This is a genomic window from Rhizobium sp. CB2179 (assembly GCF_057653455.1).
On the sequence record NZ_CM172781.1, the window covers coordinates 3,634,773 to 3,648,179 of the forward strand.

At 63.1% G+C, this 13,407-nt stretch carries 12 protein-coding genes and 1 riboswitch; of the genes, 3 read left to right on the forward strand and 9 right to left on the reverse strand.

The annotated features are described in order from the left end of the window. Positions 1-125: 125 nt before the first annotated feature. From AC244Q_RS18060 to AC244Q_RS18085, 6 genes are all read right to left on the reverse strand, one after another. Positions 126-1,295: a M20 aminoacylase family protein gene (locus AC244Q_RS18060; protein WP_128406042.1), complete on the reverse strand. Its 1,170-nt coding sequence runs from the start codon at positions 1,293-1,295 to the stop codon at positions 126-128. A gap of 216 nt (positions 1,296-1,511) precedes the next feature. Then, positions 1,512-3,017: a tripartite tricarboxylate transporter permease gene (locus AC244Q_RS18065; RefSeq protein ID WP_012758815.1), complete on the reverse strand. Its 1,506-nt coding sequence runs from the start codon at positions 3,015-3,017 to the stop codon at positions 1,512-1,514. Positions 3,018-3,026: 9 nt separating this feature from the next. Then, positions 3,027-3,488, reverse strand: coding sequence for a tripartite tricarboxylate transporter TctB family protein (locus tag AC244Q_RS18070; protein ID WP_012758816.1), 462 nt, complete (start codon positions 3,486-3,488; stop codon positions 3,027-3,029). 222 nt (positions 3,489-3,710) lie between these two features. Continuing rightward, entirely contained in the window at positions 3,711-4,694 is a 984-nt protein-coding gene (locus tag AC244Q_RS18075) for a tripartite tricarboxylate transporter substrate-binding protein (protein ID WP_128406041.1), read from the reverse strand. A gap of 229 nt (positions 4,695-4,923) precedes the next feature. Beyond that, positions 4,924-6,258, reverse strand: a complete 1,335-nt coding sequence (locus tag AC244Q_RS18080; RefSeq protein ID WP_113548275.1) for a sigma-54-dependent transcriptional regulator — start codon at positions 6,256-6,258, stop codon at positions 4,924-4,926. Continuing rightward, the gene (locus AC244Q_RS18085) at positions 6,255-8,057 is read right to left on the reverse strand and encodes a sensor histidine kinase (RefSeq protein ID WP_128406040.1); all 1,803 of its coding nucleotides are present in this window, start codon (positions 8,055-8,057) and stop codon (positions 6,255-6,257) included. The genes AC244Q_RS18080 and AC244Q_RS18085 overlap by 4 nt, the downstream gene beginning before the upstream one ends. 185 nt (positions 8,058-8,242) lie before the next feature. Here AC244Q_RS18085 and AC244Q_RS18090 point away from each other — a divergent pair, with 185 nt between their 5' ends. Next, a complete protein-coding gene (locus AC244Q_RS18090; protein WP_012758820.1) occupies positions 8,243-8,905 on the forward strand; it encodes a sulfite oxidase-like oxidoreductase in 663 nt (220 codons plus the stop codon). Here the strand turns inward: AC244Q_RS18090 and AC244Q_RS18095 are convergent. From AC244Q_RS18095 to AC244Q_RS18105, 3 genes are all read right to left on the reverse strand, one after another. Beyond that, on the reverse strand, positions 8,890-9,489 hold the full coding sequence (locus tag AC244Q_RS18095; protein ID WP_245460426.1) for a hypothetical protein: 600 nt from the start codon (positions 9,487-9,489) through the stop codon (positions 8,890-8,892). The two genes, AC244Q_RS18090 and AC244Q_RS18095, sit on opposite strands and share 16 nt — an antisense overlap. A gap of 83 nt (positions 9,490-9,572) precedes the next feature. Next, positions 9,573-10,319, reverse strand: coding sequence for a CbtA family protein (locus tag AC244Q_RS18100; RefSeq protein ID WP_128406038.1), 747 nt, complete (start codon positions 10,317-10,319; stop codon positions 9,573-9,575). Between the two features lie 26 nt (positions 10,320-10,345). Next, positions 10,346-10,555, reverse strand: a complete 210-nt coding sequence (locus AC244Q_RS18105; RefSeq protein WP_003542661.1) for a CbtB domain-containing protein — start codon at positions 10,553-10,555, stop codon at positions 10,346-10,348. A gap of 13 nt (positions 10,556-10,568) precedes the next feature. Beyond that, positions 10,569-10,711: riboswitch (adenosylcobalamin (AdoCbl) riboswitch) on the reverse strand. Positions 10,712-10,788: 77 nt separating this feature from the next. Here AC244Q_RS18105 and AC244Q_RS18110 point away from each other — a divergent pair. Next, positions 10,789-11,343, forward strand: coding sequence for a histidine phosphatase family protein (locus AC244Q_RS18110; protein ID WP_017995062.1), 555 nt, complete (start codon positions 10,789-10,791; stop codon positions 11,341-11,343). A gap of 457 nt (positions 11,344-11,800) precedes the next feature. Next, positions 11,801-13,372 carry a putative bifunctional diguanylate cyclase/phosphodiesterase gene (locus AC244Q_RS18115; RefSeq protein WP_017995063.1) on the forward strand — a complete coding sequence of 524 codons (1,572 nt, stop codon included), beginning with the start codon at positions 11,801-11,803 and terminating at the stop codon, positions 13,370-13,372. Positions 13,373-13,407 lie beyond the last annotated feature (35 nt).

Here is a 13,407-nt window from a genome sequence, read left to right on the forward strand (position 1 = left end):
AATGTCGCTGCACGGAAGGCAGTTGTTGACCAACGCAGAATGCAGAGAGGCGCGCAACGGGCGCTTTTGAATTGCTGCCTAATCCCTAAAATCGATTCCGGTTTGGGCAATTAGGCAGCAGATAATCAAACCTTCAACTCCCGCTCGACCAACGCCACCCAATAGGCCGCCCCATATCCAAGCGCTTCATCGTTGAAGTCATAGGCCGTGTTGTGATGCAGCGCCCCATCCACCGCCGGACCGTTGCCGAGCCAGACGTAGCAACCCGGCGCATTCTGGGCGAAGAAGGCAAAATCGTCGCCTGCCATCGACGGCGGAAAGCTTGTCTGCACCTTCCCGCCGAAGACCGAGCCGGCCACTGCCAACGCCCGTGCGGTCGCATCCGCGTCGTTGATGACAGGCGGAATCCGCCGTTCGAATGCATAGTCCACAGCGATACTGTACATGGCCGCCGTGCCATGCGCCAATCGTCCGATCTCGGTCTCCAACTGGTCGCGCACATCGGGCGAATAGGCCCGCGCCGTGCCACCGATCTCGACGATGTCAGGAATGACGTTCAGAGCCTTCGGGTCGCCCGCCTGCAGGAAACAGGCGCTGACGACGGCCGGCTGCAGCGGATCGACCACCCGTCCGACGATCGTCTGCAGCGATGACAGGAAGGTGCCGGCGGCTGTGATCGGATCGCGGCCGAGATGCGGCTTGGCGCCATGCGTGCCGGCCCCGCGGAAGGTCATGCGCCAGCTGTCGGAGGAGGCAAGCTGCGGTCCCTCGACCACGGCGATCTCATCCACCGCAAGCCCAGGCATGTTATGCAGCCCGTAGACGGCATCGCAGGGAAAAAGCGTGAACAGCCCCTCCTCGACCATGCGCCTTGCTCCGCCTCGCCCTTCTTCGGCCGGCTGGAAGATGAAATGCACCGTGCCGGAAAAATCCCGCGTTGCCGCAAGATGTCGCGCGGCGCCAAGCAGCATCGCCGTATGGCCGTCATGGCCGCAGGCATGCATCTTTCCGGGCACGGTCGATTTATAGGATCGCTCCGCCGTTTCAGGCATGGCGAGCGCATCCATGTCGGCGCGCAGCCCGATCCTGCGCGTGCCGTTGCCGATCTGCAGCGTACCGACCACGCCGGTGCCGCCAAGCCCGCGATGCACCGCAATACCAGCCTCTTCGAGAAGCGTCGCGACGATACCGGCGGTGCGCTCCTCCTCGAAACCGAGTTCGGGATAGGCGTGCAGGTCGCGGCGCAGGGCAGTGAGAAACGGCAGATCGTCGCTGATCCGGGCGGGAATGCTCATTGGGCAATGCTCCTGGGGCCTGGATATCCTGTCAAGCGAAACGGGCGCCCAACTGGCGCCCGCGTCAGATTATCTGTTGTTCATCAACCAGACCGTAAGTTCAACCCCCGGAACGGGATGATTTTTGGCTAGGACTAAAATCTGAATACTGTTCTCAATTAATGAGTTAGAGCATGATGTCGTCCGAAAACCGCGCACACTTTTCGGCATCATGCTCTAGGTTTCTTCGACGAACACCTCCTCGCGCTTCTTCTTGACGCTCGGCAGGAAGACGACGATCAGCACGGCGACAGCAATGGCGAGAAGAGTGGCGCTGATCGGCCGCGTGACGAAGGTCGTCGGATCGCCGCGCGACAGGATCATGGCGCGCCGGAGGTTTTCCTCGAGCAGCGGCCCGAGCACGAAACCGAGCAGAAGCGGCGCCGGCTCGCAACGAAGCTTTGCCAGCACATAGCCGATGAGCCCGAAGAAGGCGACGGCGTAGAGATCGTAGACGTTGGCGTTGACGCTGTAGACCCCGATCGAGCAGAAGGCCATGATGATCGGGAAGAGTACGTAGTAAGGCACGGTCAGGAGTTTCACCCAGAGCCCGATCAGCGGCAGGTTGAGGATGACCAGCATCAGGTTGCCGATCCACATGGAGGCGATGATGCCCCAGAACAGCGCCGGCTGCTCGGTGGCGACGTTCGGACCGGGCACGATACCCTGGATGATCATCGCCCCGACCATCAGCGCCATGACGGGGTTGGCGGGAATGCCGAGCGTCAAGAGCGGAATGAACGAGGTCTGCGCACCGGCATTGTTGGCCGATTCCGGTCCTGCGACGCCGGCAACCGCGCCCTTTCCGAACTCCTCCGGCGTCTTCGACATCCGCTTTTCCACCGTATAGGAGGCGAAGGAGGCAAGAATGGCGCCACCGCCCGGCAGGATGCCGAGCGCCGAACCGATCGCCGTACCGCGAATGACCGGTGCGATCATCTCCTTGAATTCCTGGCGGGACGGCAAAAGGCCGGTGACCTTGGCCATCAGCACCGTGCGTGTCGACTCGCCCTCGAGGTTGCGCAGGATTTCCGCCACTCCGAACACGCCGACGGCAAGCGCCACGAAGTTCAGCCCGTCAGCATATTCGCGGATGCCGAGCGTGAAGCGCGGCGTGCCGGTATAGATGTCGGTGCCGACGAGACCGAGCAGCAGCCCCAGCGCCACCATCGCCAGCGCCTTCACGACAGAACCGTGCGCGAGAGCGATCGAGGAAACGAGACCGACGATCATCAGCGAGAAATATTCCGCCGAACCAAATTGCAGCGCGATTGCGGTCAGCGGCGGTGCGAAGATCGCCACGAGAAAGGTTGACACAGTGCCGGCAAAGAACGAACCCAATGCTGCGATGGCAAGCGCTGCGCCTGCCCTGCCCTTGCGGGCCATCTGGTAGCCGTCGATCGCGGTGACGGCAGAGGAGGATTCGCCCGGCATGTTGATCAGGATCGCCGTCGTCGAGCCGCCATACTGGGCGCCATAATAGATGCCGGCGAGCATGATCAGCGAGGAGACCGGTTCAAGCTGGAAGGTGATCGGCAAAAGCATGGCGATCGTCGCCGTGGCGCCGATCCCGGGCAGCACGCCGATCAGCGTGCCGAGCAGCACGCCGATCAGGCAGAAGAACAGGTTTTCCGGAGTGCCGGCTGTTGCAAAGCCGAGCGCGAGATTGCTGAAAAGATCCATCATCGTCTCCTAGAACCGGACCCAGGGGCCGAAGCGCTCGAAAGGCAGGCCGAGCCCGTAGCTGAAGACCCCAACCGAAAAGATCGTCAGCAGCAGCGACAGCACGATCGCGAGGAACACGTTCATCTTTTGCGATGCGAAGCAGGCGATGAAGGCGGTGAGGAACAGTGACGGTGCAAATCCGAGACCGCGCACCGTCAGCCCGAAGAATACCGGTGCCGGCAGGATGAAGAGCATGCCGCGCCAGGCAAACGGGTCGATCGGCTCGCCCTCGACCCGCAGCGCCTGAATGAAGATGATCGCGCCGAGAAGCACGAGCACGCCGGCAAGCACCAGCGGAAAATAACCGGGGCCCATGCGCACTGCCGTGCCGAGGTCGAGCCCCAGCGACTGGATGGCGAAGAAAGCACCGGTCGCGACGAAAAGCGCGCCGCAGATCGCATTGGTCGTATCGAAACTGATGGACTTCATGGTGTCTCCTGGGGTTGGAGATTGTTCGTGTAACGCCGTCACAAAGGAGCTAGCCCCTCATCCGCCTGCCGGCACCTTCTCCCCACAAACGGGCAGAAGGAAAAATGCTGCAAGCCCTTCGCCCCTTGCCGCCGTTGGGTGACGCAAGTCCCCTCTCGCCGTTCACGGGGGAGAGGGTTGGGGTGAGGGGCTCTTTCGGCATATCCTGGACGAGGACAAGCCTCAGTCAGCATATTCGCCGGCGGCCTCGATCACCGTTTTCCAGCGGGTGATCTCGCTTTCGAGCTTGGCCTTCAGCGCCGCCGGCGTCGCATCGGCGTCAGAGGATGGCGCCGTACCGAGCTCGGCGAAGCGGGCGCCGACATTCGGATCCTTCAGCGCCACCTGCAGCGACTTCGACAGACGTTCGTTGATCTCAGCCGGCGTGCCCTTCGGCGTATAGATGCCGTGCCAGATTCCGACTTCAAAACCCGGCAGCCCGGCTTCGACGGCCGTCGGAATGTCCTTCATCACGTCGAGCCGTTTGGGCGAGGTCACGGCATAGGCCTTGATCGTGCCGCCCTGGATCTGCTTCGTCGTGTTGGTCGTCTGGTCGCACATGACGTCGACCTGACCGCCGAGCAGATCGGTCATGGCAGGCCCTGTGCCCTTGTAGGGAACGGTCGTCAGCGGCGTCTGGATGGCGCTCATGAACATCATGCCGCAGAGGTGCGAAGCCGCACCGATGCCGGCATTGGCCACCGTCACCTTGTCCTTGTTGGCCTTGATGTAGTCGATCAGCCCCTTGAGGTCGGTCGGCTCCATGTCCTTGCGGGCAACGATCGTCATCGGCACCTCGGTGACGAGGCCGACATAGTCGAAGGCGCCGAGCGTGTCGTAAGCGAGCTTGCGGTAGAGCGTGGCGCTGGTCGCCATGCCGATATGGTGCAGCAGGATGGTGTAGCCGTCGGGATCGGCACTCGCCACGCGGCCGGCGCCGAGCGTGCCGCCGGCGCCGCCGACATTTTCGACGACGATCTGCTGGCCGAGATCCTTCGACATGGATTCGGCGACCAGGCGCGCAACGGTATCCGTCGGGCCGCCGGCCGCAAACGGCACGACCATGGTGATGGTGCGTTCGGGATAGGTCTGCGCCGAAGCGACGCTGGCGAGAAGTGAGACCGCAGCAGCCGCGGTCAGGCCGAGCATGGCCTTTAGAATTTTCATCGTTTCCTCCCTGATGAAATAAGCAAGCCCGCCGACACATCCTCCGCGCCGGTTCGGATCACCTATTTGTCGCTGGGAAAAATCGACCCGCAATCATTGCAGCCGCTTTCGAAAGACGATTTTGCCACAGTGCGATGCAGCATGGGTCGATTCGGAAACAAACGGCTCTGGCGGTGGGTGGAAATCCACCCATCGCACCGCGAGATTGCAGCGCCGCCCCAGCTCCGAGCTAGCCTTCGGTAGTCAGCATCCGCTTGTCGAGACCGTATTTCTGCATCTTTTCGTAGAGTGTCTTCCGAGAAATGCCGAGCGACTCATAGACCGGCCTGAGGCTGCCGCCATGCGCCACCAGCGCGCTGGCAATGACCCCTCGCTCGAATTCGGCGACGCGCTCTGCAAGTCCGGTCGCCTCCTCGGCTTGGCGCCCGCCATTGTCGAGCCCGAGGACCAGACGGTCGGCGGCATTCCTCAATTCACGCACATTGCCGGGCCAGTCGCGCTGAGCGATGTCGGAAATCACGTCCGGCGGAACGACCATCTCGTCGCGGCCGTAGCGAGCAGCCGCTTCCCGCACCAGCTGCAGGAAAAGCAGCGGAACATCCGCCCGCCGCTGCGACAGAGACGGCACGTGCAGCGTCGCGACGTTCAGCCGATAGAAGAGGTCGGCGCGGAAACGCCCGGCCGCCACCTCCGCTTCCAGATCGACCTTGCTTGTCGCGATGAAGCGCACGTCGAGCGCCACGACCTCGTTCGATCCGAGCCTGGAGATGACCCGCTCCTGCAGCACCCGCAGGAACTTCGCCTGCAGGTCGAAGGGCATGGAGCCGATCTCGTCGAGCAGGATCGTGCCGCCGCGCCCGTGTTCGAACTTTCCATAACGCGGCCTTACCGCACCCGGAAATGCCCCCACCTCATGGCCGAAGAGCTCGCTCTCGATCAGGTTCGCCGGCAGTGCGGCACAATTGATCGCGATGAACGGCCGGCTCGCCCGGGCGCTGATGTCGTGGAGCGCCCGCGCCACCACCTCCTTGCCGGCCCCGGTCTCGCCGACGATCAGCGTATCGGCATCGCTCGCCCCGATCGCCCGGATGCGGTAGCGCAGATCCACCATCACCTGCGTGCGCCCCGGCAGCCGCGCCTCGATATCGTCGCGCTTGCCGGCGACTGCCTTCAGCAGCCGGTTTTCGAGCACCAGGCTGCGCCGCTCCATCGCCCGGCGGATGACGCCGGCAAGCATCTCCGGCGTGAACGGCTTCTCGATGAAATCATAAGCGCCTTCGCGCATCGCCTTCACCGCAAGCTGAACGTCGCCGTGGCCGGTGACGAGAATGACCGGTACCTCCGGGTCGAGCTCGCGGATCTTCTGCATCAGCGTCATGCCGTCGATGCCGGGCATGCGGATATCGCTGACAACGACGCCGGGAAAGCTGTAGCCGATCAGCTCCAGCACGTGGTCGCCGTTCGAATAGGTCTCGACGCTGAAGCCGGAGAGCTCCAGCGCCTGCGCCGTCGAGCGGCGCAGTTCCTCCTCGTCGTCGACCAGCAGGATCTTTGCATCGTTCATTCCGCTGCCTCCGGCATCAGCCCTGCCGCCGATTGCAGCTCGATGCGGAACACCGCGCCGCCTTCGGGATGATTGGCAGCAGTCAGGCTGCCGCCGAAATCCTTGATGATGTTGTAGGAAATCGAAAGCCCGAGGCCGAGCCCCTTGCCGACGCCCTTCGTCGTGAAGAAGGGATCGAAGATACGCTCGGCGATCGCCGCCGGCACGCCCGGTCCGTGGTCCCGCACCGTCAGCACCACCTTTCCGGCCTCCTCGAAGGCCGAAACCTCGATGCGCCGGTCATCCAGCCCTTCCACCGCATCGGCCGCATTCGAGATCACGTTCACCAGCACCTGCTGCAGACGCACCGAACCGGCGCGCACCACCGGCGGACGCGGCCCGAGAGCGAGCAGCAGTTCGGCATCCGCCGCCTTCAGCCGCCAGGCGACGATCTCGAGCGTGTCGCGCATCGCCTCGTCGAGGGAAACGGCACCGAGCTTCTCGTTCGGCTTGCGGGCGAAGTTGCGCAGGTGCCGGCTGATCGCAGCCATACGGTCGATCAGCCCGCCGATACGGCGGATATTGTCCCGCGCCTCCTCCGTCCGCCCACGGTCGATGAGAACGGAGGCGCTGTCCGTATAGGTCTTGGCAGCGGCGAGCGGCTGGTTGAACTCGTGCGAAAGCGCAGCCGACATCTGCCCCAGCCCGGCAAGCTTGCCCGCCTGGATGAGGTCCGCTTGCGTCTGTCGAAGCTGCTGCTCGGTCAGCCGCCGCTCGGCGATCTCCTCTTCGATGCGGCTGTTGACGCGGGCAAGATCGGCCGTGCGCTCATCGACACGCCGCTCCAGCTCGTTGCGGGCCTCGGCCTGCATCTGCATGCGCTCGGCAAGCCGCGCCCGCCGCTGGCGAAGGACGGCCACCGTAAGCCCGGCAATGCAGAGGATGAGAAACACGGCAGCAAGCGCCGTGCGCGCCTGGGCGCGGATGGAACTCGTCTCCATCAGCACGTTCACCGTCCAGTCCTCGGCCGGCATGTAATGCGAGAGCACCAGATATTCGCTCGAACCGCGCTCGCTGGCCAGCGTCATCAGCTCATGCTGCTCGAAGTGGTGACGCGTCACCGGCAGCGCCGCCAGCCTGGCATTGGCATAGCGTCGCGACGCCTCGGTGCGGGCGACGCGGTCGGCCGTCAGCGGCAGGATCGCGCCATAGAGCCATTCCGGGCTGCCGGACATGAAGATGATGCCCTCCGGATCGGAGACGAAGATCTTGTATTCGCCGCCGCCCCAGGAGGACTCGATCATATCGATATCGACCTTGAAGACGATGACGCCACGAATATCCGCGCCGGTCCGGATCGGTGCGGCAAAATAATAGCCGCGCTTCAGCGAGGTGGTCCCGAGCGCGTAAAACCGTGCCTGCCGGCCTTCGATTGCATCCTGGAAATAGGGCCGGTAGCTGAAGTTCTGTCCGACGAAGCTTGCGGGCCCATCGTAATTGCTGGCCGCGATCGTCTCTCCGTCTGGCTTGACCACATAGATATCGGAGGATTTCAGCAGCCCGTTAATTGCCTTGAGATAGAGATTGGCCGCATCGCGCAGCGCCGCATCTTCAGGCGCGCTCACCAGTTCCTTGATGTCGTCGTGATCGGCGATCAGCGCTGGCAGCGCCTCGTAGCGGTTGAGATGGCCGCTGAGTGCCGAAACGGCAAGGCGCAACGCCGTTCCCGCCTGCGCCGAGGCTTCCTCCATATAGGCGCGCGTCGCAATCGCGCTCCCATAGGTGAAGAAGGCGAAGATGATCAGCGGCACGACCAGCAACGCCGTAATCGCACGATACTTCGAAGACAGAACCGGCTCCTCCCCTTTCTGCCTCCACTCCCCAGCGAGGCATACCCGACGGACCGAGTTTAGAGGGGTGGGTAGGGATTTCCAAGGGGCCGCCGAAACTTGACACCCGGCAGGGGTGGATGTCCTATTGCTGCACCGCAAGGAGGCCCCCGCCCATGAGCGACGACCAGACGCCCGCCGATAACAAACTCACCACATCCAAGCGCCGCTGGGCGGCAGAGGGCAAGTTCCTGACCGGCCGTATCAGCCGTCCCGAAGCCGAGCGCCTGCCGCCCGGCCAGCACCTCGTCAAGAACTGGCCGGTGCTCGATCTCGGCCAGCAGCCTGTCATCTCGACCGAGACCTGGCGGCTCGAGGTGCGCGGCCTCGTCGAAACGACGCGCACCCTCACCTGGGCCGACTTCCAGGCGATCGAACAGAGCACGGGGGTGAGCGATATCCACTGCGTCACCACCTGGTCGCGCTACGACAACAAATGGAAGGGCGTTTCGACGCGCAATCTGCTCGACCTCGCCATGCCGAAGCCTGAAGCCGCTTACGTCATGCTGACGAGTTATGACGGCTATACCACCAACCTGCCGCTCTCCGATTTCGCTGCCGAGGATGCGATCCTCGCCACCGCCTGGGAAGGCCTGCCGCTGACACCGGAGCACGGCGGCCCGATGCGCCTCGTCGTGCCGCATCTCTATTTCTGGAAAAGCGCCAAATGGCTGCGCCGCATCGAGCTGATGCCTGCCGACCAGGCCGGCTTCTGGGAAAAGAACGGCTACCACATCTACGGCGATCCGTGGCGCGAGCAGCGCTATTCCGACGACTGAGCTTTCGGTCGCGAGAAGCGACGAAGCGCAAACACGCCAAGTCCGAACAACGCGGCAAGCCCCGTCAGCGACGCCATGCTGGCGGCATGGAATGGGATCTCGCTCCAGCGCGGCTTGACGATATCGGCGGTGTTGAAGGCTTCGTCGCTGAACCGGCAGCTGATCAGCGCAAGCCCGCGCCGCACCATGTCGGCGTCGACCGCGGAAATGATTTCACCCGCCGCGGCAGCCTCCCGCGGCATCTCGCGCATCGAAAGCAAGACCGCCTTGGTCGCGGCGAGATAGGCATGAGCGCATTCGTTGAACGGGCTTTCCTCATCCGTCACGCTGCCCGGCATCCGGCCCCACAGACAGTAGGAATACTGGATCTCTGCATAGTTCAGCACGCGGCGGAACGGCTCGTTCGTATCGACAGCACGGGATGCAAGATCGACAATCCCACTGCGATAGTCAGACATGACAGCCATCTCGCCATGGGAGATTTGCGGAATATTCAGCCCGGCATGGCTGCCGCCGTCGCCGCGGCTATGGGCAAAAGCGCTTCCAGCGATCACACAAAAAAACGCGGCGGCAGAAAACGCCATCAGCAGCAGTGGTCTGGCTCTGTCGTTTTTCATAATCGCCCGAAAAGTTCAGGGCGCCGGCAAGGCGGCGCCCTTCGATGCGTTCAGTGAAATGCCGTTGCCGGCCGGCCGCGTTGCCCGCCCTTAACGGCAAGCCGCTTTTCCGCCAGCGCCCCGAAGGCGAGGCCGAGCGTTGTCCAGAGGATCGCATGCATGCCGAGCGAGGTCGTGCGGAAGCCCCAGAGCACCATCGCCGAAAAATTCTCCGGCACTTCGTTGATCGGCGGCAGCAGAGAGAGCACGAGGCCGATGAAGACGAGATAGGCAACGCCGGCGATAGTCGCGCCGTTCCAGGGACCGAAGCGCCCGGAGAGACGACGTGACAGCGCCACCGCGGCCATGAGCGCGGCAAGCGAAACGACGATCATCAGGAAGAACAGTTCGGTCCTGACGCCGATCGTGTCGGGATTGCCGACCGCCGGCGGAGTGGCGGGATATTTGATGCTGGGAACAAGCACGACCGCCACGAAGGCGGCGATGGCGATGACGGCCGAGGTACCGCGCGGCGAAAGGCTGCTGAAGCGGCCTTGCACGAAAGCGAAAGCGAGCGCGAAGAGCCCACCGACGGCGACGCTGTAGGCCATGACGCCGGTGAAAAGGCCAAGACCGGCCTGTGTGGCGCGGCTGACGATTTCGGGTTCGGCAGCCTCGCCGGCTGCTTGGGCACTTGCCTCCTCGAAAGCGATCGCCGCATCGACCAGCGGCTCGCCGAAAATATGGGCGAAAGCGAAAACGAGGATGCCGGCAATCAGGCCCGCGAGCATGCCGCGAAGCAGAAGGTTTCCAACCATGTCAGGAACTCCGATCGCGAAGCGCTTTAGTGGCAGGGAAAGCCGAGGAGATGGCGGCCGTCATGCACGAATTCGTGCACATACATGCCGTTGAACAGCGCCATCGCGCCTTCCTCGGTGCCGACGAAATAGAGGACGATGAGCATCAGCAGGCCGCCGAAGATCGCCCAGGGCAGGATCTCTCCTACAGGGATCGGCGCCGGTACTGCTACGGGCGCGAAAGTGGTGTCAGACATGTATTCCTCCGGGAATGACGCGTTCAGTCGAAAGAGTGCTCGTGCAGTAGGGTCTGACTTCCAGCGCGAAGAGCTTTCGACACGCTGGTCACAGTGGCGCGACCGCGCCGGACTTACACCGGCTTCCAAACCCGCAACAGCACGGTTATATCTGCACGCCGAAGAGACTGTCAACGAAACTTCACAAGCCGGCGAAGGACGCTGTCGCCGCATTCCGGGAGGCAAGAACGGCTGTGAACACGCGCCTCACCTGGATCTGCCATGGCGCGACGGCGGCAAGCCGCAAGGCCCTGTTCCCGCTCGACGAACCGCTGGAGGACAAGGCAGTGGAGGAGGCCGGCAGGATGATCGCTCTGCCCCGCGCCGACCTTATTGTCACGAGCCCCGCCTTGCGCGCCCGTCAGACTGCCGATGCGCTCCGCCTCGAAGCCCAAATAGATCAGGCGCTTTGCGACTGCGACCATGGCCGCTGGGCCGGCAGGTCGATCGCGGCCATCGGGACCGAAGAGCCGGAGAACCTCGTGGGGTGGATGAGCGATCCGGAAGCGGCCCCGCATGGCGGCGAGAGCCTTGTTGATCTGCGCACGCGCATCGCCGGCTGGATGGATGAGCAATCGAGCCTCGGCGGCCATGTGATCGCCGTTAGCCACGCGGCCGTCATCCGGGCAGCGATCGTGCATGTACTGCAGGCGCCGCTCTCCTCCTTCTGGCTGAGCGACGTCGAGCCGCTTTCCGTCATCCGCATGACCAGCAACGGACAGCGCTGGTCTCTGCGCTTCCAGCATTAGAGACTGCTGATCTTATCCAGCTTTGCACAAGCAAATCGCGTCATCTATGTTGAACCCGGCTTTGCGGGGACTACTTCCTTGTCCCAAGGAGATGGAAGAATGACATATGATTGGAGTGGCGAGCGCACGCGACGCCTGCGTTTTATGCGTGTCGCCACAGTCACGGTTCTGGTCGGTCTCATCTTCAGCGTTCCGCTGCTGATCGTCACCGCCTGAAGCACGAGAAAGGGCGAGCGATGCATTAGCACGCTCGCCTTCGTTCTTTTCCCGCATCAGCCGGTCTCCCGAACCACGAAGGCGATCGCGCTGATAACGACGCCCTAGTTCCCCACAGGCCCCGTCGGGTCTCTCTGCGGCACAGCGACAGGCTGCCGCCTCTGATAATTCGCCTTCTGGTTTCAACAAACATTTCAGACTTTCGTGATATTTCCGCGAAGGTGGAGATGGAGAAGGCATAATGCCGGTGTTTTTCCAAAGCAGGGCCGGACGGCAATGCGTGTCGATCGTGGTGTCTGGAGTGACCCTCTGGCTTCTCGGCACGCTGCTACAGCTCGACGACAGCCTGGTCGCCTTCATGACCGGCTTCGGCGAGTACGGCGCCGACAAGCTCGTTCTGGCGCTCGGCATCGCCGGCGCCATGAGCTTCGTCTATTCGGTGCTGCGCATCGCCGACCTGCGTAAGGAAATGGAACTGCGCGCGGCCGCCCAGGCAAAAGCCGATTGGACCGCAACCCACGACCATCTCACCAAGCTGCCGAACCGCTACGCCTTCGAGCGCAAGAGCCTCTCCCGGCCGATCAAGGACGACGAGGCCGAGATCGAGGAGTGGGACCGCAACGTCACCATCTTCTCCGTTGACCTCGACGGCTTCAAGAAGGTCAATGACCTCGTCGGCCACAAGGGCGGCGACATCCTGTTGATCGAGGTTGCCAGACGCATCTGCGCGCTCGGCAATGCCGATTGCGTCTATCGCTTCGGCGGCGACGAATTCATCATCGTCGCCTTCGCCCTGACGGCGCAGCGCGAGGAGCGTTTTGCCAAGCTGCTGATCCAGGCCGTCACCCGGCCGATCCATATCGATGGCTTTGCCGTCGAAGTCGGCGCCAGCGTCGGCTATGACCGCTGGGCCGAGGGAGCCGAGCCGCTGGAAGATGCCGCCCACCGTGCCGACCTCGCCATGTACGAGGCGAAATCACGCGGACCCAACCACTATTTCGTCTTCGAACCTTCGATGCAGGACAAGGTAACGGAACGCGCCGCGCTGGAAACCAGGCTGCGCGCCGCGATCTCCAACAAGGCGATCAAGCCCTTCTATCAGCCGCTGATCGACCTCAAGACCGGCCAGCTCTGCGGCTTCGAGGCGCTGGCGCGCTGGATCGGCGACGACGGCGTCAACATCCCGCCGCCGGTCTTCATCGATATCGCCGAGGAAACCGGCATGATCACGGCATTATTCGAGGATCTCCTCACCCAGGCCTGCAGCGACGCACTCGCCTGGCCGGATCATGTGACGTTGTCCTTCAACGTCTCGCCGGTGCAGATGGAAGACAGATTGCTGACATCGCGTATTCTCAAGGTCCTTTCGGCAAGCCGGCTGCCGCCGCAGCGCCTGGAAGTGGAGATCACCGAAAACGCGCTGATCCAGGATCCCGCCATCGCCGCCCTCATTCTCGACGAGCTGCACGCCGCCGGCATCCAGATCGCACTCGACGATTTCGGCACGGGCTATTCGAGCCTCGCCCAGCTTTCCCGCTATCGTTTCGACAAGATCAAGATCGACAAAAGTTTCATCGCCACCTATCGCGACGACGAGCGGCAGGAAAAGATCGTCCGCGCCATGCTCGGCCTCGGCAGGAGCCTCAACATCAAGACGACGGCGGAAGGCATCGAGGAGCACGGCCAGCTCGCCTTCCTGCTGCAGCTTGGCTGCGACATCGGCCAGGGCTATCTTTTCGGCAAGGCGATGCCCGCCGCCGAGGCGGGCATCTTCATCAGCGATCGCAATACCAAATTGGCCTCGACGGGCTGACGGAACGCTCTACCTTTTGTTTTGACGCAATTCCC